The organism is Nocardioidaceae bacterium (assembly GCA_018672315.1).
Taxonomy (GTDB): domain Bacteria; phylum Actinomycetota; class Actinomycetes; order Propionibacteriales; family Nocardioidaceae; genus TYQ2.
This window is the reverse complement of the sequence record CP076053.1, coordinates 3,375,744-3,397,501: the sequence shown is the minus strand read 5'-3', so window position 1 is coordinate 3,397,501 and position 21,758 is coordinate 3,375,744. Positions and strand designations below refer to the sequence as shown.

At 72.5% G+C, this 21,758-nt stretch carries 16 protein-coding genes; 10 read left to right on the top strand and 6 right to left on the bottom strand.

From position 1 onward, the window contains the following. Nucleotides 1-24: 24 nt before the first annotated feature. The 5 genes from KLP28_16275 (at nt 25) to KLP28_16255 (ending at nt 6,570) form a co-directional block, all read left to right on the top strand. Nucleotides 25-1,029: a hypothetical protein gene (locus KLP28_16275; protein QWC85058.1), complete on the top strand. Its 1,005-nt coding sequence runs from the start codon at nt 25-27 to the stop codon at nt 1,027-1,029. Further along, complete coding sequence (locus tag KLP28_16270) at nt 1,026-2,135, top strand: hypothetical protein (protein QWC85057.1); 1,110 nt, start codon at nt 1,026-1,028, stop codon at nt 2,133-2,135. The genes KLP28_16275 and KLP28_16270 overlap by 4 nt, the downstream gene beginning before the upstream one ends. Further along, a complete protein-coding gene (locus tag KLP28_16265) occupies nt 2,132-4,384 on the top strand; it encodes an acyltransferase (GenBank protein ID QWC85056.1) in 2,253 nt (750 codons plus the stop codon). Before KLP28_16270 ends, KLP28_16265 begins: the two co-directional genes overlap by 4 nt. Before the next feature lie 117 nt (nt 4,385-4,501). Then, nucleotides 4,502-5,515: a hypothetical protein gene (locus tag KLP28_16260; GenBank protein ID QWC85055.1), complete on the top strand. Its 1,014-nt coding sequence runs from the start codon at nt 4,502-4,504 to the stop codon at nt 5,513-5,515. Then, nucleotides 5,512-6,570: a hypothetical protein gene (locus tag KLP28_16255; GenBank protein QWC85054.1), complete on the top strand. Its 1,059-nt coding sequence runs from the start codon at nt 5,512-5,514 to the stop codon at nt 6,568-6,570. Before KLP28_16260 ends, KLP28_16255 begins: the two co-directional genes overlap by 4 nt. A 9-nt stretch (nt 6,571-6,579) precedes the next feature. Here KLP28_16255 and KLP28_16250 read toward each other — a convergent pair whose 3' ends face one another. Both KLP28_16250 and KLP28_16245 read right to left on the bottom strand, forming a co-directional pair. After that, nucleotides 6,580-6,861, bottom strand: coding sequence for a DUF3072 domain-containing protein (locus KLP28_16250; protein QWC85053.1), 282 nt, complete (start codon nt 6,859-6,861; stop codon nt 6,580-6,582). A gap of 36 nt (nt 6,862-6,897) precedes the next feature. Next, complete coding sequence (locus KLP28_16245; GenBank protein QWC85052.1) at nt 6,898-8,640, bottom strand: alkaline phosphatase family protein; 1,743 nt, start codon at nt 8,638-8,640, stop codon at nt 6,898-6,900. Nucleotides 8,641-8,728: 88 nt separating this feature from the next. Between KLP28_16245 and KLP28_16240 the strand changes: the two genes are divergently transcribed. The 4 genes from KLP28_16240 (at nt 8,729) to KLP28_16225 (ending at nt 13,033) form a co-directional block, all read left to right on the top strand. Next, a complete protein-coding gene (locus KLP28_16240) occupies nt 8,729-10,252 on the top strand; it encodes a UDP-N-acetylglucosamine 1-carboxyvinyltransferase (GenBank protein QWC85051.1) in 1,524 nt (507 codons plus the stop codon). Nucleotides 10,253-10,355: 103 nt separating this feature from the next. After that, entirely contained in the window at nt 10,356-11,102 is a 747-nt protein-coding gene (locus KLP28_16235) for a glycerophosphodiester phosphodiesterase (GenBank protein QWC87050.1), read from the top strand. Then, nucleotides 11,099-12,469: an MFS transporter gene (locus KLP28_16230; GenBank protein QWC85050.1), complete on the top strand. Its 1,371-nt coding sequence runs from the start codon at nt 11,099-11,101 to the stop codon at nt 12,467-12,469. The genes KLP28_16235 and KLP28_16230 overlap by 4 nt, the downstream gene beginning before the upstream one ends. Before the next feature lie 183 nt (nt 12,470-12,652). Beyond that, nucleotides 12,653-13,033, top strand: a complete 381-nt coding sequence (locus KLP28_16225) for an RNA polymerase-binding protein RbpA (protein ID QWC85049.1) — start codon at nt 12,653-12,655, stop codon at nt 13,031-13,033. A gap of 31 nt (nt 13,034-13,064) precedes the next feature. Here the strand turns inward: KLP28_16225 and KLP28_16220 are convergent, their stop codons facing one another. The 4 genes from KLP28_16220 to KLP28_16205 form a co-directional block, all read right to left on the bottom strand. Continuing rightward, nucleotides 13,065-13,664: an FxsA family protein gene (locus KLP28_16220; GenBank protein QWC85048.1), complete on the bottom strand. Its 600-nt coding sequence runs from the start codon at nt 13,662-13,664 to the stop codon at nt 13,065-13,067. A 9-nt stretch (nt 13,665-13,673) separates the two neighbouring features. Beyond that, the gene (locus tag KLP28_16215) at nt 13,674-14,492 is read right to left on the bottom strand and encodes a polyprenol monophosphomannose synthase (protein ID QWC85047.1); all 819 of its coding nucleotides are present in this window, start codon (nt 14,490-14,492) and stop codon (nt 13,674-13,676) included. Continuing rightward, entirely contained in the window at nt 14,489-16,108 is a 1,620-nt protein-coding gene (gene lnt / locus KLP28_16210) for an apolipoprotein N-acyltransferase (protein ID QWC85046.1), read from the bottom strand. The genes KLP28_16215 and lnt overlap by 4 nt, the downstream gene beginning before the upstream one ends. A 419-nt stretch (nt 16,109-16,527) precedes the next feature. Further along, nucleotides 16,528-18,168, bottom strand: a complete 1,641-nt coding sequence (locus KLP28_16205) for an amidohydrolase family protein (GenBank protein ID QWC85045.1) — start codon at nt 18,166-18,168, stop codon at nt 16,528-16,530. A 172-nt stretch (nt 18,169-18,340) separates the two neighbouring features. Between KLP28_16205 and KLP28_16200 the strand changes: the two genes are divergently transcribed. Further along, entirely contained in the window at nt 18,341-21,679 is a 3,339-nt protein-coding gene (locus tag KLP28_16200; protein ID QWC85044.1) for an ExeM/NucH family extracellular endonuclease, read from the top strand. Nucleotides 21,680-21,758 lie beyond the last annotated feature (79 nt).

Below are 21,758 nucleotides of genomic sequence, written 5' to 3'. Positions count from 1 at the left end.
GGACGCGGCGGTGCTCGAGCTCTCGTGACGACGGTCCTGCTCACCGCTGCCACGGCCCTCGGCGCCGCCTCCACCGCCTCCACCGCCGCGGCCGTCCCGACAGCGACACCCGCCGCCGCTGCCACGCAGGACCGTCCGCTCCCGAGCGTGGCCGAGCGCGAGGCGCTCGTGCGGCCCGCGACCGACAGGCTCGTCGCGCAGCTCCGCCAGTCGCTGACGCGGGCCGACGAGGGCCGGCGCGTCTCCGCGCGCCACCGACCCGCGGTCGACCGGATCCGCAGGAACCTGTGGGACGGACCCGGCATCTGCGCGAGCTCGGGGACGACCTCGCGCCACGGCATCTGCACCTTCGGCGACGTCGCCGGAGACCGCACCGTCGTAGCGCTCGGCAGCTCGCACATGACGATGTGGATGGCAGGGCTCACCGCCGCGGCCGAGCGGCGCGGCACGCGCGTCGTCGGCCTGTTCAAGTACGGCTGCACGCCCTACGACCTGCGCAGCACCCGCGACGGCACCGAGTGGCAGGCGTGCTCGGACTTCCGCGAGTGGGCCGTCGACACCATCGCGCGCATCGCTCCCGACACCGTCATCGTCGGGTCGCACTCCGCGTTCGACGTGCTCGGCGACGACGGGTCCCTCCTCGAGGGCCGGGCGTGGACGCAGGAGGTGACCGCGGGCGCGGCCCGCCTGGTCTCCCGGGTGCTCCCCCACACCGACGACGTCGTCGTGCTCGGCGACGTGACACCCCGCACCCGGGATCCGCAGCGTTGCCTGCAGCGCACGAAGCGGTCCTACCGCCGGTGCGAGTCGCCCGAGGACCCGGCGCACCGCGCCCTGGTGCGGGCGACCGGCGACGCGGTGCGCGCGGAGGGTGCGGACTTCTTCGACACCAACCACCTGATCTGCGTTCAGGGCCGCTGCCCGGTCGCTGCCGCCGGTCGCTACGTCTACCGCGACGCCTCGCACGTCTCGCGGGTCTGGTCCCAGCGGGTGGGCTCCCTCATGGCGACCCGGGTGGGTGTCCGATGAGCAGGACGCACGACGCGCGGCGGCGTACGCTCCTGGCCGTGATCCGAGCCCTCCTGCTGGTGCTTGTCGCCGGTCTCCTCCCCCTGCTGGGCACCTCCTCGACCTCGACGTCGGCCGACGGCGGCACCAGCGACGCGGCGAGCCGCGTCGCGAGCGGCGCCGATCTCCGGCTCGTCGCGCGCACCCGGGGGCCGGCCGCCGACATGGCCCAGCTGCGTCGCGAGCTGCGTACGAGCCTCCGTCGCGCCGATCGCGGCCGGGGTATCCCGCCCCGGACGCAGCCGAGGCTGCAGAAGCTGCGGCAGAACAAGTGGAACGGCCCCGCGCGCTGCACGGCGGATCCCGGTGAGACCACGGCCGACATCTGCGCGCTCGGGGACCTCGACGGCGACCGCACGGTCGTGCTGCTCGGCGACTCCCACCTCAACATGTGGATCCGGGGCATCCAGCGTCCCGCCCGCGAGGCGGGCATCAGGCTCCTGCCGATCATCAAGTTCGGCTGCCCGCCGTACGAGCTGCGGATGTGGCGCTTCGACCTGGGTCCCTGGGAGGAGTGCTTCACCTGGCGGGAGTGGGCCCACGAGCAGATCGAGCAGATCCGCCCCGACGTCGTGGTGACCTCGGGCCACCGCAACTTCACCATGAGCCGGGACGGCGAGACGACACCGATGCCCGAGGACGAGCGCGACCAGGCGTTCCTCGACGGTGTCTCGGAGACGATCGAGCGTCTCCAGGACTCAGCGGGCCGCGTCGTCGTGCTCGGTGACATCAACTACCTGAAGGAGGACCCGGTGAAGTGCCTGAAGCGCAAGCGCGCCTCGATGCGCCGCTGCGAGTCCCCCGTCACCGCGGACACCCGTCACCACAACGAGATCCTCGCGACCGCCGTCGCGCAGGCGCCGTCCCGTCTCTTCGACCCGCCCGTGGACTTCCACGACCCGAACGACCTCATCTGCCTGCGCGGGCGCTGCCCGATCCTCGCGAACCTGACCTACATGTACTTCGACTTCTTCCACGTCTCGCGCACCTGGTCCAAGCACGTCGGCCCGCTGCTGGCGCCGCAGATCGGCATCGCACCCCGGGAGCCGGGAGGACTGCTGTCGTGAGCGCCCCGGCCAGCTTCTGGCAGCGCTTCGGCACCCTGCCCGTGGGCGAGAAGGCCTCGCGCCGCGACATCCAGGGCCTGCGCGGCTTCGCCGTGCTGCTCGTGCTCCTCGCCCACGCCGGCGTCCCCGGCTTCGGCGGCGGGTTCCTCGGCGTCGACGTCTTCTTCGTGGTCTCCGGCTTCCTCATCACCGGGCTCCTGGTGCGCGAGGTGCGCAAGACGGGCACCGTGTCGATCGGCGGCTTCTACGCCCGCCGCGCCCGCCGCATCCTGCCGGCCGCGACGGTGCTGCTGGTGGTCACCGTGGCTGTCGCGGCGCTGATCCTCCCCTTCGTGGAGGCCGACCGGATCGGGCGCGACGCCTTGTGGGCGGCGTTCTTCGCCGCCAACATCCACTACGCCCTGCAGGGCGTAGACTACTTCGCCGCCGACCTGTCCCCCTCGGCGTTCCAGCACTTCTGGTCCCTCGCGGTCGAGGAGCAGTTCTACATCGTCTGGCCGGTGCTGGTGCTCGGCCTCGCCTGGGTCGCCGCACGACGCGGGCGCCGCACGACCGCGGGCACGGTCGGCATCGTGGCCGCCATCGCCGTGGTGGCCTGCTTCGCGTGGTCCCTGTACGCCACGAGCACCTCACCCAGCACGGCGTACTTCTCGACCCTCGCCCGCGCCTGGGAGATCGGCGTCGGAGCCCTGCTGGCCTGCGTGGCCGCTCCCCTGTCGGCGTGGCTGACCACGCGCCGCCGCGAGGTGCTCGCCGCCGGCGGCATGATCGCGATCGTCATCGGCCTGGCCTCGGTCGACCCGACCACGCCGTGGCCGGGAGCGTGGGCCCTGCTGCCGGTGCTCGGCACGGCGGCGATGCTCGCGGCCGGCCTGCCGCACCCCCGCAACCCCGACGGGTCCTTCCGCCCGATGCCCGGTCCGACGTACGCCAGCCGTCTCATCGAGATCGCCCCGGTGCGCTGGATCGGCGACATCTCCTACTCGCTCTACCTGTGGCACTGGCCCCTGCTCATCGTGACCGCGTCGTACCTCGGGCGCGACCTCACCGTGTGGGAGGCCACGGGCCTGATGGTGCTGGCGGTCCCGGTCGGCGCCATCAGCTACTACCTGATCGAGAACCCCTGGCGCCACGGCGTGGAGGAGCTCGACCTGCGAGGTCAGCGCCGCTCGCTGGTGCTGTGGCCCGCAGCCCTCGCGATCTCGGTGCTCGCGGTGCAGGGCTCGACCTGGTACGTCGCGGCGCAGCAGTCGAACGGCGCCTCGACCGTGGCCCTGGGCGCGCCCGCGGCGCCGTCTGCCGGCGACGGTGTCGCCGGCGCGGACGCGCCCGACGCAGGCGCACTCCTGACGGCTGCGCTCGACGTGGTCACCTCCGACGCCGCCCAGCAGGCGCCGATCCCCTTCCCGCTGGGTCAGGACCTGCTGGAGCTCAACGAGGACCGTGTGCAGTTCGACGAGCGCTGCACCGCCGAGCCCGACGAGACCAGCCACGACATCTGTCCCGCGGGCGACCGTGACGCCGCGACCACCGTCGTGCTGATGGGCGACTCCCACCTGAACATGTGGTCACCGGGTGTCGACCGGGTCGCCAGCCAGGCCGGCGTACGCGTGGTGCCACTCATCAAGTTCGGCTGCACCCCGATCGACATCGAGATCCTCCGGGTGGACGTCGACCGGTCCTACACCGAGTGCGACCAGTGGCGCGACTGGTCGCTCGACCAGATCGAGAAGCTCCAGCCGGCCGCTGTGATCCTCGGTACGCACACCCACTTCCAGGCGCTCGACGCCGGCGGCAGCGTCATCGAGGGGCCGGCCCGCGACGCGGCCTGGAGCGACGGCGTACGCCGCACCGCTGAGGCACTGGCCCCCGTGACCGAGGAGGTACGTCTGCTCGGCGACCTCAACTTCCTCGACCAGAGTCCGGCCGACTGCCTCTCCCGGCGCGACGCCACCATCGGCGACTGCACGTTCCCGATCAGCCGCACCGTCACCGCCATGGACCAGCTGGCGCAGGAGGCTCTCGAAGGCACCGGCGCCGAGCTGGTGCCCCTGACCGACATGTTGTGCGTGGACGGTCGGTGCCCGCTCGTGGCGGCCGACCTCAGCGTCTACCGCGACGTGCAGCACGTGAGCGCCTCGTGGGCGGAGTACGCCGCGCCCGCCCTGTGGGAGCGGCTGGACCTCGACATCGGACGCGGCGACACGACCGGGAGCTCGTCCGACGACGTGACGGCATCAGCAGGCTGAAGGGCCCGAACGACGCGATTCGGTCACGCGTCGCGCGACCTCGGCCCTGCGGGCCGTCCCGGGACTACCGTTCCTCTCGCAGCGTCAGTGATCGACCAGACCCACCCGGAGTCCGCCGTGCCCTCTGCCTTCCTCCCTCTCCTCACGGCGCTGACGGCGTCGCTCGCGCTCGCGGCGGCCCCGGCCACCGCCACCCCGCCGTCCCAGGTGGCCGCCTCGGTGGCCCCGTCGACGGCGACCGTCGCGGCGTCGGCAGCCGTCGACGACCGTACGTCGCTGTCCAGGCAGCTGCGCCGGGGTCTGGCTGCGGCGGACGCCGGTCGCCGTGCGCCTGCCCGCACCACCCCGCAGTTCAGCCGGCTCGGTGAGGACGGGTGGGGCTTCCCCGACAGCTGCGGCGCGGACAAGCGGGAGGTCAGGCACGAGATCTGCACCTTCGGTGACCCCGCCGGCGAACGCACGGTGGTGCTCCTGGGCTCCTCCCACGCGACCATGTGGGTGCCCGGGCTCGACGCAGCCGCCGCGGCGGGCGGCACCCGACTCGTGGGGTTCTTCAAGTTCGGCTGCTCCCCGATCGTGCGCAAGACGCAGGTCGACGGCAAGGCGTGGCCAGAGTGCGCCGCGTGGCGGGAGTGGGCGCTCGACCGCATCGCGGAGCTGGGCCCCGACGCCGTCGTCGTCGCCGGCCACCACTACGTCAACATCGAGGGTCGCAACGGTCGTCTGATCCGCGAGGACACGCCCCGCTACGACAAGGCGTTCGCTGCCGGCACCCGCAAGCTGGGACGCCGTCTCGGTGCGGTCGCCGACGAGGTCACCATCCTCGGCGACACGGTGGCGCGCGTGCCGCGCACGCGACCCACGGTCTGCCTCGAGGCCAACGACATGCGCCTGAAGCCCTGCGTGCAGCGTCTGGACAAGCGCACCCGGGCGATGAACGCCCGTGACCGCCGCGCCGTACTCGCCGTCGGCGCCTCGTTCTACGACCCGAACCGCCTGCTCTGCGTGAAGCGCCGCTGCCCGGTCGTGGCTGCCGGCCACTTCGTCAACCGCGACTTCTCCCACGTGACCCGCACCTGGTCACTGCACGTCGGCCCGCTGCTGGCCCGCGAGCTGCGGGTGGTGCTGTGAGAGCCGTCCGGGTGGCCCTGGCCGTGCTGGTCGTCCTCGCTCTCGCGGCGCCGGCCGCGGGTGCAGTGGGCGCGCCTCGGGCGGCGGCGGACGTCTCGACACTGCTGCCCTGGCCCTTCGATCCCGATCCCGAGCCGGAGCCCGGTGCACCGCCCACCACCGACCCGCCGCCGTCCTCTCAGCCGGCCACGGCGGCGCAGGTGCGGGAGTCGCTGCGCGTCGCCCTGCAGGCCGCCGACCGCGGTCGGCGTGTGCCCCGGCGCACCGGCCCCCCGCTGGAGACACTCGTCGACGACCGCGGCACCCTCGAGGACCGCTGCATCGCCGGCCTCGACATCGACGACACCCAGCACGACATCTGCCCCCTGGGCGACACCTCGGGTCGACGGACCGTCGCCATCATCGGCAGCTCACACGCCTCGATGTGGGTGAACGGCCTCGAGGGTCCCGCGGCCGACCGTGGCGTACGCCTGGTGCCGTTCGTGAAGTTCGGCTGCTCACCGCTGGTCATGCGCACCCGGGTGTACGGCAAGGCGTGGCCGGCGTGCGCGGAGTACCGGAAGTGGGCGCTCGCGCGCATCGCCGAGCTCTCGCCCGACCTCGTGGTCGTCTCGACCCACTCCTACACCAACATCGACAACGGCCGCGGCGGTCAGCTGCGAGAGGGCTCGAAGCGCTACGAGCGCACGTACGCCAGGGGCATGCGACGTCTCGTCTCGCGACTCGGAGCGGTCTCCGACGACGTCGTCGTGCTCGGCAGCGTGGCCCGACGCGGGCCGGCGGTCCGTCCGCTCAGGTGTCTCGAACGGGAGGACGACCGGCTCGCACCGTGCGAGAACCGCCTGGACCGCCGTGACAACGCGATCCGCGACCGCGACCGCACGGCAGCGCGCGCGGCCGGCGGCCGGTATGTCGACGCCAACAGGCTGACCTGCGAGCGCCGTCGCTGCCCGGTGGCGGCGGCGGACACCTACGTCTACCGCGACTTCTCCCACGTCTCGCGCACGTGGTCGCTCTACGTCGGTGGGGTGCTGGCGCAGCGGCTCGGGATGTGAGGCCCGGGCTCAGCCGTCGCCGCGGCCCGTCGCTGCCTGGAGACGCTCGATGTGCGAGGAGGCCTCGGCCTTGCTCATCGTCGGGTCGAGCTGCTCGCCGGCCTCCCGGGCGAGGGTGTCGAGGTAGCTGCGCTGCGCCTCGGTCATCGGCTCGTCTCCGGTGACCCAGGCGGCAGGGTCCTTCTGCGCCGAGGTGTCCGCGTCCTCGGGACGGGCGGCACCGAGCGGCTCGCGCTCGATCGGCTCGTTGGTCGTCGGGGTCTGGTTCGAAGAGATGTTCGAATCGGTCATGACCACGACGTACCCGGGGTCGCGGCCGGCAAACGGTCAGCGCACCGTGCGTACGCCGGTCTCGTCGACGTGCACGTCCGCGGCCAGGCGCAGCACCGGTCGGCCGTGGTCGTCGTCGACCACGTCTCCGGTCGCCCACCACATCCGCAACCCGGACGCGGTGACGTCCAACGTCGCGATGTTGTTCTCGAACCAGGGTCCTGCCTTCTGGTCCCAGCGCCACGGTGACCGGGGCGCGGTCCTCGTACGCCGGGTGACGCGGCCGATGACGTCGGCGACGCCGTAGGCGAGCGCGAAGGTGACGTGGCGGTAGACCCGGTGCAGGGGGTTGCGCATCGGTGAGCAGACGGCCTGCACGACGGTGCTGCGGTCGGGGACCCCGGAGCCGCGGCCGTCACCCAGGTCGACGACCTCGGCGACGTAGCTGTGGTGGACGTCGCCGGAGAGGAAGGTGACGGTGCGGGGCGCGGCTCCGCGGGAGCCGGTCGCGACCTCGGCGACCATGCCGCAGACCCGCTGGAAGCTGCTCTGGAAGGCCGCCCAGTGCTCGAGGTCGACCCCCTGGCGGATGCGCTCGCCCACGCGTGCCCACCGCGGGCCCCACGCGCCCTCGGCCAGCGCCTCGTCGAAGGCCTCGATGTGGTGCAGGCCGGTCGGCAGCAGGAACGGGATCGAGGTGCCGATGAGCAGGTGCTCCACGTCGCCGGTCAGCTGGCCGTCCAGCCACTCCATCTCGACGTCGTCGAGCATCTCGCGGCGGTCCTCGCGCAGCAGTCGGCCGGCGCGGGAGTCCACGACGACCAGGCGGCAGCCGGCGACCTCGCGGACGAAGGACCACCGGTAGGTCTCCGGCGCACGGTCGACGCGCTCGGCGAAGGCGTCGAGGGTCTCGGAGAGGTCCAGCTCCTCGGCGCCGTCGTGATCGAGCACCACGCGGTAGATCTCGTCCGCCGCCCGCTGGGCCGGTGAGAGGTTGCCGAGGTGCTGGTAGACCCAGTACGACGCGAGGCCGGCCACGATGCGACCGTGCCACCACTCCTCGGCGCGCACCTCCTGCAGCCACGGCAGCGAGGTGTTCCAGTCGTCGCGGACGTCGTGGTCGTCGAAGATCATCGCGGTCGGCAACGTCGAGAGCAGCCAGCGGTTCGCCGGGTCGCTCCAGGCGAGGCGGTACAGCTCGGCGTACTCGGTGAAGTCCGCGAGCTCCTCCCCCGGCGGCTGCTCGATGTCACGCCGCGCGGCGATGAAGTCGTGCATCGGCTCGGTGGTCTCGTCGGCGTACACCTGGTCGCCGAGGAACAGGGCCGCGTCGGGCCAGCGCATCGTGCCCGGGGGCTCGGTGATGCCGGCCATCGCGAGCGCGTACGCCCGCAGGGCGTCGACGCCGTGGGTGCGGTTGCCCTCCTCGTCGTGCGCGACCGAGGTGCGGCACGAGGCGAAGGCCAGGCGCAACGGCTTGTCGGGCTCCAGCGTCGCGAGCACCGGGGGCGGCAACGGGAGGTCGGGATCGGGCGGGGGCGGCCAGACGTGCCGGCCCGCGACGGTCACCTCGTACGCCGGGGCGCTGCCCGGCGCGAGTCCCTCGACCTCGACCAGCGCGTAGTGGTGGCCGTGGACGGCGAAGGTGCGCGCCGTCCAGGTGCCCTGGTCGGTGACGACCGCCACGTCGGCGTCGTCGCTGGTCTGGACCCACACCGCGGCCGTCGTCGTGTCGGTGTACCGCAGCAGCGGTCCCAGCACCAGACGGGCGTCGCCGGTGATCCCGGTCTCCTCGTTCATCACGACACCCTGTCCCCCGGGGCGACGCGGCTCAAGCAGCGGGGCCGCGCGCGTGCTGTCGGGGGCGCCGGCGAGATACCGTCCACCCATGACCGACGACCACCGTCAGCGCATCGGCCACCTGATCCGCGACGCCCGCTACCACCGCGGATGGACCCAGCGGCAGCTCTCCGAGGAGCTGGGCATGGACGAGGGCGCGGTGGCGCGTGTCGAGCAGGGCCACCAGGAGCTCACCTTCGACATGCTCGCCCGCATCGGCCAGGTGCTCGACTCCCAGCTCGTGTCCCTGGGGTCCGGGCCCGTGCACCTGCGTGTCTCCGGACCGACCCGCCTCAGCGGGTCCATCGACGTCAAGACCTCCAAGAACGCCGGCGTCGCCCTGCTGTGCGCCAGCCTGCTGAACAAGGGCCGCACGACGCTGCGCAAGGTCGCGCGCATCGAGGAGGTCAACCGGCTGCTCGAGGTGCTGGACTCGATCGGCGTCGAGACGCGTTGGCTGAACGCGCAGAACGACCTCGAGATCGTGCCGCCGGCCGAGCTCGACCTCAGCGCGATCGACGAGACCGCCGCGCGGCGTACGCGCTCGATCATCATGTTCCTCGGCCCGCTGCTGCACCGCGAGCAGCGCTTCGACCTCCCGTACGCCGGTGGTTGCGACCTCGGCGAGCGCACCGTCGAGCCGCACATGAGCGCCCTGCGTCCCTTCGGTCTGGAGGTCAAGCCCTCCGACGGCGCCTACCAGGCCGAGGTCACCCCGGGCACCGGCCCGGCGCGGCCCATCGTGCTCACCGAGCGGGGCGACACCGTCACCGAGAACGCCCTGATGGCAGCGGCGCTCCACCCGGGCACCACCGTCATCCGCAACGCCTCCTCCAACTACATGGTCCAGGACCTCTGCTTCTACCTCCAGGAGCTCGGGGTCGGGGTCGAGGGCATCGGGTCGACCACGCTGACCGTCACCGGACGCCAGGAGATCGACGTCGACGTCGACTACGCGCCCAGCGAGGACCCGATCGAGGCGATGAGCCTCATCACCGCCGCGATCGTGACCGACTCCGAGGTCACCGTGCGCCGGGTGCCGATCGAGTTCATGGAGATCGAGCTCGCCGTGCTCGAGGAGATGGGCTTCCGCTACGAGCTGAGCCAGGAGTACGTCGCCGGCAACGGGCGGACGCGGCTGGTCGACGTCACCACCAAGCCCGGTCCGCTGCGCGCGCCGCTGGACAAGATCCACCCGCTGCCGTTCCCCGGCCTCAACATCGACAACCTGCCCTTCTTCGCCGCCATCGCCGCGGTCGCCGAGGGCCAGACGCTGCTGCACGACTGGGTGTACGAGAACCGCGCGATCTACCTCACCGAGCTCAACAAGCTGGGCGGCGACGTGAAGCTGATGGACCCCCACCGCGTGATGATCCAGGGCCCGACGCACTGGTCCGGCGCCGAGCTGATGTGCCCGCCGGCCCTGCGCCCCGCCGTGGTCATCCTGCTCGCGATGCTGGCCTGCAAGGGCACCTCGGTGCTGCGCTCGGTGTACGTGATCAACCGCGGTTACGAGGACCTCGCCGACCGGCTCAACGCCCTGGGCGCGAGCATCGAGATCTTCCGCGACTGAGCCGACCGGCCACGTGCTCTCCCGACGGACGCCCGACTGGCGCGCGACCCCGCACACCGGCCTGCCGTTCCTCGACGTCGTCGCCGAGCGGCCGGGCAGCGTGATGGCCTTCGCGCACCGCGGGGGTGCGGGGCACCCGGAGCTGGAGGGGTTGGAGAACACCGCGGCCGCCTTCCGGCACGCCGTGGCTCTCGGCTACGACTGCCTGGAGACCGACGTGCACCTGAGCCGCGACGGGGTGCTGCTGGTCTTCCACGACGACGTGCTGGACCGCGTGACCGACCTGACCGGGGCGATCGCCGGCCTGGACCTCGCGGAGGTGCGTCGCGCCCTGATCGGGGGTCGGGAGCCGGTGCCGACCTTCGCGGAGGTGCTCGAGGAGTTCCCCGACGTCCGCTTCAACATCGACATCAAGTCCCCGGCGGCCGCGGTGCCGCTCGCGGACGCCGTGCTGCGGCGCGGTGCCGAGCACCGCGTGTGCGTCGGCTCCTTCTCCGCGCGGGTGCTGCGGGCGTTCAGACGCGCCACCGGGGGTCGTGTCGCGACCTCGGCACACCCGGTCGAGGTCGCCGCGTGGCGCTTCGCCCCACCGCGGGCCGCACGGCTCCTGGAGGGTGGCGACTTCGGCGTCTTCCAGGTGCCGGCCCGACGGGGTCCGGTCGACGTCGTGACGCCGGCCTTCGTACGCCGCGCCCACGCCGCCGGCAAGCACGTGCACGTGTGGACCGTCGACGAGGCCGAGGAGATGCACAGGCTGCTCGACCTCGGCGTGGACGGTCTCTTCACCGACCGCACCGACACGCTGCGGTCGGTGCTCATCGAGCGTGGCGCCTGGAGAGGACCGGTGTGAGCAGCCGGGCCACCACGGCTCCGCCGCCCGAGTCGCCGGAACGCCGGGCGGAGCAGCGCGCCTGGTACTGGTACGACTGGGCCAACTCGGCGTACTACACCTCGGTCGTCACGGTGCTCTTCGCGCCGTACATCATCGCGGTCGCGGGCGATGCGGCGGAGGCCGCGGGAACCGACCGGGTGAGCCTGCTGGGTCTGTCGGTGGCTCCGGGCGCGCTGCCGTCGTACCTCATCACGATGACCACGGTGCTCTCGGCCGTCCTGCTGCCCCTGCTCGGACCGGTCGTCGACAGGGTGGTGCGCAAGCGGCTGCTGCTCGGCGGTCTCGCCTGGACCGGTGCGGCGTTCGGGTCGCTGCTGTGGTTCGCGCGCGACGGCAACTGGCAGATCGGGGCGATCGCGCTGGTGGGAGCGAACCTGGCGTTCGCGGGATCGGTGGTCGTGCAGGACTCGATCCTGCCGCTGATCTCCTCCACCGAGCGACGCGACGCGGTCTCCTCGCGCGGATGGGCGTTCGGCTACCTCGGCGGTGGGCTGCTGCTGGCCCTGAACCTCGTCGTGGTGACCGCGCACGAGGCGATCGGCCTCACCGAGGGCGAAGCGGTGCGGGTGGGGATGCTCTCGGCGGTCGTGTGGTGGGCGGGGTTCACGATCATCCCCGTCGTGCGACTGCGCGACCACCCGCCGGTGGAGCTGAGCGAGCGGCGCCGTCCCTCCGGCGGCATCGTCTCGCAGAGCTTCGGGCAGCTCGCCGGCACGTTGCGCGAGCTCCCCCGCTACCCGATGGCACTGCTGTTCCTCCTGGCGTACCTCTTCTTCAACGACGGCATCCAGACCGTGATCGCCTCGGCCTCGACCTACGGTGCCGAGGAGCTCGACTTCGGGCAGTCGGTGCTGATCGCGACGATCCTGCTGGTGCAGTTCGTCGCCTTCGCCGGCGCGCTCGTCTTCGGACGGCTGGCGGCGCGCATCGGGGCCAAGCACGCCATCCTGCTGGGTCTGGCGATCTGGGGCGGCATCGTGACCGCGGCCCTCGTGGTGCCCGCCGGGGCGCTGGTGCCCTTCCTCGTGCTCGCCGTCGCCATCGGCGTCGTGCTCGGGGGCTGTCAGGCGCTCGCGCGGTCGTACTTCTCGGTGCTCATCCCGGTGGGCAAGGAGGCGGAGTACTTCGCCTTCTACCACGCAGCCGACCGTGGCACCTCCTGGCTCGGCACGCTCACCTTCGGCGTGGTCTTCCAGATCACGGGCTCCTACCGGCCGGCGATGTTCGCGCTGATCGCGTTCTTCGGCCTCGGCGCGCTGCTGCTCTCCCGAGTGGACACCGAGCGCGGCATGCGGGACGCTGCCCGCTCCGCATCAGCGCGCTGAGCACGGGCTCGCCTCGACTGGCAGCGCGGTCCCGAATCGGACATACTGGTGCGAATGTCGCATTCGTACGCGGTGTCGGTGGAACACACCGGTGCCGCCGTTCGTTACACACCTGAGCGGGTACGACTCACTCGCCGCCCGTCACGCATCGACGGGCGACACCACGAGTCCGGGAGGACAACCATGGCAGAGAGGACACTGCGAGGCGCACGCCTCGGAGGGCAGTCGTTCGAGGACGAGCGCGGCATCGAGTTCGCCGCCCGTCAGCAGATCGCCTACAAGTGCCCCAGGGACCACGAGTTCGAGATCACCATGTCGACCGAGGCCGACGTGCCGGCGACCTGGGAGTGCCCGCGCTGCGGCGAGGTCAGCATGAACGTGCAGGGCATCGAGCCGGAGAAGAAGGCCGAGAAGCCCGCGCGTACGCACTGGGACATGCTGCTCGAGCGTCGCTCCGAGAAGGAGCTCGAAGACATCCTCGCCGAGCGCATCGACTTGCTCCGCACCGGGCAGATCGGTCCGGCGCACCTGCACCGTCGTACGAAGAAGTCACGCGCTTCCTGACGTCTCCCGCGCCCCGTCGACGAGCTCCGGCTCAGCGGCGGGGCGCTGTCGCGTCCGGAGGACGCTCCGCCTCGGGCGGGTCCTGCCCGTCCTCGTGGGACTCCACGACGACTCCCTCGACGACCCCGTCGCGGGGCGTACGACCCCGGCCGGGGCCCGGGCGGCCGTACGCGCCCGGCTCGGCCGTGGGTCCGAACGTCACGCCGCCGAAGCGTCCCGCGGGACCACCCATCGTCTGCACCCGGGCTGAGAGCCGCCTCGCGAGCGCGCCCCGCAGCAACGGCCGCGTCACCGGGAGCACGAGCAGGAGGCCCATGGCGTCGGTCAGGAAACCGGGTGTCACCAACAGCGTGGCGCCGATGAGCAGCAGCGCTGCGTCGGCCAGCCCGGTGGTGGGCGCGCGTCCGGCCTGCAGGGTCGCCTGCAGGTCACGCCAGGCGCGCGTGCCCTCGCGGCGCACCAGCGCCACCCCGACCACGCTGTCGAAGACGAGCAGCAGGATCGTCCACCCGGCGCCGATGACCTGACCGACCTGCACCAGCAGGTAGATCTCGATCAGCGGGACCACGATGAACGCCGCGAGCAGCAGTCCCCAGGGGGCGCTGCGACGTCGGGAGCCGGGCGCGGACATGCTCACAGCCTAGGAGGTGGCCGAGAACGACCCCCGCACGCGGCGCCACGCCCGCCGCGCACGGTCCTCGGCCTCGGACGCGCGGGCCCGCACACCCCATCGGGTGACCAGCCGCAGGGACTCCCAGGCGACGTCCGCGGTCATCTTGGACTCGCCCCGGGTGCGCTCGACGAAGGTGATCGGCACCTCCACGACCCGCAGACCGCGCGCGATGGCGCGGCGGGCGAGGTCGGCCTGGAACACGTAGCCGTGGGACTCGACGTCCTCGAGCGAGATGGTCTCCAGCGCAGTGCGGCGGAAGGCGCGGAAGCCCGCCGTGCTGTCCCGCAACGGCACGCCGAGAGCGGCACGGATGTAGAGGTTGCCACCTCGGCTGAGCAGCCGGCGCGACAGCGGCCAGTCCTCGACGCTCCCGCCGGGGACGTAGCGCGAGCCGATCACGACGTCCGCGTGCTCGAGAGCCGCCAGCAACCGGACGAGCTGCTCCGGCTGGTGCGAGCCGTCGGCGTCCATCTCCACGACGACGTCCGCACCGTGGCGCAGGGCCCAGGCGAACCCGTGCAGGTAGGCAGCGCCCAGCCCCTCCTTCGTCGTGCGGTGCAAGACGTGGAGCCAGGGCGTACGCGCGGCGCGCTGGTCGGCGTACTCCCCGGTGCCGTCGGGTGAGCCGTCGTCGACGACCAGCACCTCCACCGCGAGCTCGAGGGCCTCGATGCGGTCCAGGAGCGGCGGCAGGCTCTCGCGCTCGTCGTACGTCGGCACCACCACGACGACCGAGCCCGGCCCCGAACCCGGACCCGCGTCCGGGTCCGCGAAGGCCGGGGTCACGCCGCCTCACCGCCGGACCGGACGGACGTCTCCCGGCGGCCCCGCAGCCGCGCAGCCATGACGGCGAGCAGCACACCGAGAGCGGCCACGAGCCACACGATCCGGTCGATGAGGAGCCCGTGCGCGACCGCGGGCACGAGGTCCGCGCGAGGCTTCACCGCCGCGGTCAGCACGCCGGTGTCCTGCAGGGGCAGCTGCGTACGCACCTCGCCGTCGGCGTCGACCAGCGCGGTGAGGCCGTTCGTGGCGGCGATGAGCAACGGACGATGCGTCGCCATGGCCGTGGTGCGGGCGATCTGGAGCTGCTGCGCGAGCTGCGGCGTGCCGAGGTACGTGGCGTTGTTCGTCGGCACGGCGATCACCTGCGCGCCGTCGGCCACCGCGTCGCGGGCGAGGCCGACGTCGGCCACCTCGAAGCAGATCAGCACGCCGACGGGGAGGGTCCGGGGCTGCTCCTCGGGTGCCTGGCCCCCGGCCGGAGCACGCTCGCCGACGCGGGGCACCGCCAGCACCCCCGGTCTGATGCCCGGGCGCATGTCCTGCGGCACCGCCGCCAGCTGGGGGAACAGCGGCGTCAGCAGGTCGCGGAGCGGGACGTACTCCCCGAACGGCACGCCGTGCTGCTTGTCGTAGGACCCGCGGGGCTCCCCCGCGGCGTCCCAGACCTGCACCCGGTTCGCCCAGCGCAGTCCCGCAGCTCGGGAGGCCGGGTCCCGGTCGACGACGATGCCGGTCAGGGCGGGCGCGCCCACGGCACGCACAGCACCCGTGATGGCGGCGAACACCGTGGGGTCACGGAAGGGGTCGTCGTCCGAGGCGTTCTCCGGCCACACCACCAGGTCCAGGGGCGGCAGCTCACCGGCATCGACCGCTGCCGCGAGCTCCAGCGTGGCGGCCACGTGGTTGTCCAGCACGATGTCGGGTGAGGAGATCGTCGAGGAGCCGGCGGTGATGCCGCCCTGCACCAGCGCGACCTGCAGGTCCTCCCCCGCGACGCCCGTGTCCGCCGCCGCGTGGACGGGCAGCAGCAGCAGCGTCACGAGACTCGTCCCGGCCACGACGACGACGCCCACGGTGGCGCCGAGCACACGGCGGGGCCGGCGGGCGTACGCCGCGAGCAGCACCGCGCACAGCGAGGTGCCCACCAGGGCCACGGCGAGACTCGTGCCGACGACGCCCAGCAGCGGCAGCAGCGAGGACAGCGGACTGTCGGGTGTGGTGTGCGCGAGCCGCAGCCACGGGAAGCCACCGAGCGGCCAGCTGCTGCGCACGGTCTCCACCGTCGCCCACAGCGCGGCCTGCCACCACGGAGCGGCCGGCAGGCGCGAGAGTGCTGCGAGACCCACGGCGAGCACGGCCACGTACACGCCCTCGACGAGGGCCAGGCCGGGCCAGGCGGCGAACGCCACCCGCGAGACCCAGGAGACCGCCACACCGAACCAGACGAGGCCTGCGAGGAGTCCCAGCCAGGCGGCCGTGCGCAACCTCGCCCGCCAGACGGCCAGGCCGAGCGCTGCGACACCCAGCGGCGCCGCCCACCACAGGGACAGCGGGGCGACCGAGACCGCGAGCAGCATGCCGGTCACGACGGCGGCGCAGGCGCGGGCGAACGTCACGCCCGGCAACCTACGTGAGGGGGCCGGCGCAGTGCCGGAGGGGATCCGCGTCCTTCGGACCTGACCGCGCCGACCTGGATGGCCGGTACGGAAAGTTGTCTAGCGAACGCGGGCCCCCTCCGGGTCCCTCCCCGCCTCGGGTCGCGCGGCGCGATGTGGTGCCGGCTGTCGGTGGACCCCCGACCCCGGCTCCCACTCCGTCTTTCCGCACTCTTCCTCGGCGTTCTGCACAGGATGACGGGGATCACTTTCTGATCTCGGCCCTGAGGTGTCAAGGCGGGTCTGACCTGGGGGAACGTGAAGAACCTGCAGGTCATGGGCAGCTCGCGGTCCATGAAATCTCCGAGAATTTTTCGCGCCATCGACGTTTGCGGGCGTGTCGTCAGGGAATTCGAACTCGCTCCGCTGGTGCGCAATAGTCACTTCGGGTCATGTCGGTCGACGCGTCGGCCGTTCACCCACAGCGATTCGCAAGTGGGGACCGGCACCGACGTCGTCGACGAAGAGCTCGTGAGCGTCCCCGGCAGCCAGCCCGAGTCCGTCGGCTCCTCCCGGACACGCCATGCGGCGAGGTGGGCTCGCCAGCCCGGGGCCAGACGCCCGGCGTCGTCGACACGGGCCGCGCGCCAGCCCCCGAGGGTGTGCGCCGCGAAGGCGGTCGCGGCGTCGATGCCGTGACCGGGCGTACGGTGCGCGACGGCAGCGCGGGTGGCCTCCCACGGGCCCACCGGGGTGACGGGGCCGTCGGAGCCCAGCGCCAGCGGCACACCGGCGCCGTGCATGGCGGCGAACGGGTTCATCTCGCGCCACCGCTCCCCCAGCCGGTCGGCGTACATGCCGTGCGGGCCGCCCCACAGCGCGTCGAAGACGGGCTGCACGGAGGCGACCACGCCCAGGCGCGCCATCGTGGCGCGGACCCGGGCACTGGGCATCTCGACGTGCTCGAGGCGGTGCCGACAGGCCCGCAGCGCCTCGTCGCCGACCGTGCGCGCCGCTGACTCGAACCCCGCCGCCACGACCTCCAGCGCCGCGTCACCGATGCAGTGGAATCCCGCCTGGACACCGCGGGAGGTGCAGGCCAGCACGTGCGCTGCGACCTCGTCGACACTCAGGAACTCGTGGCCACGGTGGGTCGATGCCTCTCCGTGACCGTCACCGTGACTGTGGTCGGGGAGCGCCGTGTACGGCGTACTCATCGCCGCGGTGCACGAGCCGATCGCGCCGTCGGCGTTGAGGTCGCCCGCCAGCCCGACGGCGCCGTACGCGTCCATCACGTCGAAGGCGTCCCGGGCCCCCCAGTAGAGGGTCGCGTGGAGCCCCCGCTCCTCGGCGGCGCGCCGCACCAGGCTCATCTCCTCGGCGGGGCCCAGGTGCGGGGCGGCGTTCTCGTGGAACCCGGCGATGCCGGCTGCGGCCATGGCCGCGACAGCGGCGCGGGCCGCTTCCAGGCGCTGGCCGGGACCCACCAGGGTGCCGAGGGCAGCGTTGACGGCGGCGTACGCCTCCCGCTCGACCAGCCCCGAGTCGTGCCAGCCGGGCAGGGAGCGCACGTCGGGGACCTGCTCGGCGAAGCGAGCACTGACGACCGCCGAGTGCCCGTCGACACGTGCGACGTAGACCGGCCGGCCGGGCGCGGCCCGGTCCAGCTCGACTCCGGTGGGGGCTCGCCGCTCGGGCCAGGCGGTCTCGTCCCACCCGGTGCCGAGCAGCACGTCACCCGATCGGTCGGGGTCTTCCCGGCGCTGCCGCTCGTCGTGCTCCGCGACCGCGCGCAGGCAGGCCTCCAGGCTGGGCAGGCCGATGAGATCGAGCTGGGTGCGGAGGAAGCCGGTCGCCACGGTGTGGACGTGCGCGTCGACGAACGCCGGTGCGACCCAGGCCCCGGCGAGCTCGACGACCTCGTCCGCGCCGTCGTATGCGGACGCCCAGGCGTCGTCCCCCGAGCCCACGAGGCGGTCGCCCTCGATCGCGAGGGCGGTGTGCCGCTCGTCGTGGCGCCCGGTGTGCACCACACCGCCGCGGAGCAGGGTGCGTCGCGTCGGTGAGGAGTCGGCAGCCACCCGCCCAGCCTAGGGACCGCCCGAGTCGTCCCGGTCTGGGCCGAGGGGTGAACTCTGCGTGTCCTGCCTGTTTCGTGCGGCGTGGCGTCACCTGGCGTTCATCCCGACCGCGTTGGCTCGGGTCCGGCCGATCGGGCGGCCCGCACCCATCCACCGATGACCGAGGACCACCGTGACCCCACGATCTCCCCGGACGGCCCTTGCCGTCCTCTGTGCCGCCGCAGTCGCCGGCGGCACCGCCGGCCTGACCGGCCTGTCCCCCGCGTACGCCGCCGTGCCCACGACGCCGTTCGTCTCCGAGCTGCACTACGACAACGCCGGCACGGACACGGGCGAGTTCATCGAGGTGCAGGTGCCGGACGGCACGAGCGTCGAGGGCTGGTCCGTCGTGCTCTACAACGGCAACGACGGCGCCCCGTACGGGTCCGCCCGCACGTTGGCCGACGCCGACGTCGTCGATGGCGTCCTCGTGCTCGACTACCCCTCCAACGGCCTCCAGAACGGCGCCTCCGACGGGCTCGCCCTCGTGCGGGGTGACGGGAGTGTCGCCGAGTTCCTGTCCTACGAGGGGACGCTCACCGCGGTCGGCGGTCCCGCCGACGGCATGACCTCGACCGACATCGGGGTCGCGGAGGACGGAACTGGCCCCGCCGGGGCCTCGCTGTCCCGTCAGGCCGACGGCACGTGGACCGTCACGGATCCCTCCTCCAAGGGGACGGTCAACCCGGGCCTCGGTGGTGAGCCCGGTGACGGCGGCGAGCCCGGTGACGGTGGTGAGCCCGGTGACGGCGAGGAGCCTGCTCTCGACGCCTCCCCGGACAACGGCGCGTACACCTCCGAGATCCACTACGACAACGACGGCGGTGACGTCGGGGAGTTCCTCGAGGTGACCGTGCCGGTCGGCGCGAGCATCGAGGGCTGGTCGCTGGTCCTCTACAACGGCAGCAACGGCATCGTCTACGGAACGATCCCCGTGAGCGGTGAGGCGCGCGACGCGACTCAGGCGTTCGCCTTCGACTACAGCGGGATCCAGAACGGCGAGCCCGACGGCTGGGCACTCGTCGCCGCGGACGGCACGGTCGTCGAGTTCCTCTCCTACGAGGGCGACTTCACCGCGACCGGCGGCCCGGCGAGCGGGTCGACCTCGACGGACATCGGCGTCGCGGAGACCGGCTCGACCCCGGTCGGCCAGTCGCTCCAGAAGCTCGACGGCGTCTGGACCGGGCCGTCCAGGGCGTCGCGGGGCATCGTCAACGGCGAGGAGGCGGAGGAGCAGCCCCCGGTCGCCCCTCCCGCCCCGAGCTGTGACGCCGGACCCACGCTCATCTCGGCCGTCCAGGGCCCGGGGGACGCCTCGCCGCTCGAGGGCCAGGAGGTCGTCGTGAACGCCGTGGTCACCCAGGTCGCGCCCGACCTCGGTGGCTACTTCGTGCAGGAGGAGGCCGCCGACGTCGACGACGATCCCGCGACCTCCGAGGGCCTCTTCGTCTACATCGGCGACCCGGCGGGCGCGGAGGCCGACTCGGTCCGCGACCGCGTCGGCGAGGTCGCCGTCGGTCAGCAGGTCGCCGTCGGTGGCACGGTGGACGAGTTCTTCGAGCTCACCGAGCTGACCGAGGTCACGGCCGCCGCCGTCTGCGCCACCGGCGTCGACGTGCCTGCGGCGACCGACCTCGACCTCCCGGCGACCGAGGAGGAGCGCGAGTCGCTGGAGGGCATGCAGGTCACGGCCTCCGACCTCACGGTCTCGAACCTGTTCGACACCTGGCGCTTCGGAGAGGTCGGCCTGTCCGTCGACGGCGTGCTGCGTACGCCCACCGACGTCGCCCCGGTGGACGACGGCGCCCAGGAGGTCGCCGAGCAGAACTTCGAGCGCGGCATCGTGCTCGACGACGCCGGCGACCGGGACGCGGCCCGCGCGAAGTACCTCGACGGTGAGGACGGCGCACGCCTCGGCGACACGGTGGAGTCGGTCACCGGGGCGCTGTCCTATGGCTTCGGCAAGTGGCTGCTCGAGCCCACCGTGCTTCCCGACCTGGTCGAGATGCCGCGTCCCGAGGCGCCCGAGCTCGACGCAGACGGCCCGCGGGTGGCCACGTTCAACGTGCTCAACCTGTTCAACGGCAACGGTGACGGCACCGGGTTCCCCGGCGCTCGCGGTGCTCGAAGCGTTGCGGAGTACGAGGCGCAGCTCGACGGCATCGTCACCGCCGTCAACGACCTCGACGCCGACGTCGTCGGGGTCATCGAGATCGAGAACGACTACGGCGACGGAGAACTGTCCTCGATCGCGCAGCTCGTCGACGCCCTCGACGCGGCCGACGACGGCGAGACCAACGATTCCTGGGCGTACGTCGACCCGGGCGCCGCGCTGCAGAACGGTGAGCTGGGCACCGACGAGATCGCGGTCGGCATCCTCTACCGGCCCGAGACGGCGACCGAGGTCGGTACCGCGGCCACCACGGACCTCGACGAGTTCCTGGTCGACGGCAGCGGTGCTCCGGCCTTCAAGAACCGGCAGCCGCTCGCGCAGACCTTCGACATCGAGGGCGAGGAGCAGACCCTGGTCGTGAACCACCTCAAGTCCAAGGGCTCCTCCTGCGAGAGCGATGGCACGCGCACGTCGGACGCCTACACCGGCGCCGGTGCCTTCGAGAGCGACCCCGACACCGAGCTCCTGGGCAACTGCAACAACACCCGGGTCTACGCCGCGAACCGGCTGCTCGACTGGCTCGAGGGCTCACCGACCGGGACGGACGACACGGACTACGTGCTCGGCGGTGACTTCAACGCGTACGCGATGGAGCCGCCGGTGCAGGTGATCAAGGACGCCGGCTACGTCGACCTCATCGCCGAGCTCGGTGAGAACGAGCCGACCTACAGCTTCGACGGGGCGGTCGGTCGTCTCGACGACCTGTTCGCCTCCCCGAGCGCCGTCGACAACTTCGACGACGCCACCGCCTGGCGGATCAACTCGGTCGAGCCGTACGTCTACCTGTACTTCGCGTACTCCAACGACCCGTACGACGCGCCCGGTCCGTACGCCTCGAGCGACCACGACCCGGTGATCGCCTCGATGGTGACGCCTGACCCGACGACCCCTGACACCACGGCGCCCGAGGTGACGGTCTCGGTCTCACCGGGCCGCATCAAGGCACCGAACGGCAGGCTCGTGCCGCTGACCCTCGACATCGAGGCCACCGACGACTCCGGCGAGGAGCCGACGATCGAGGTCGGCGTCACGAGTGACGAGGCCGACCGTGGGCTCTACGGCGGCGACCGTCCGGGGGATGTCCAGGGAAGCCAGGTTGACGGCTTCGAGGTGCGTGCCGAGCGCGATCCGCGCGGCGACGGCAGGACGTACACGGTGACCGTGACGGCGACCGACGCAGCCGGAAACGTCGCAACTGCAACCGACACCGTGGTCGTTCCTCACGACCAGGGCAAGGGGAACAAGGGCAAGGGCAACAGGGGCAAGGCCGAGAAGGGCAAGCCCGGCAAGGGCCGCTGACCCGCGGCACGCCCGCACAGGGCCGAGGAGGCGTTCATTCGCTTCCTCGGCCCTGCTGCGTCGAGGCGGTGGCAGGATG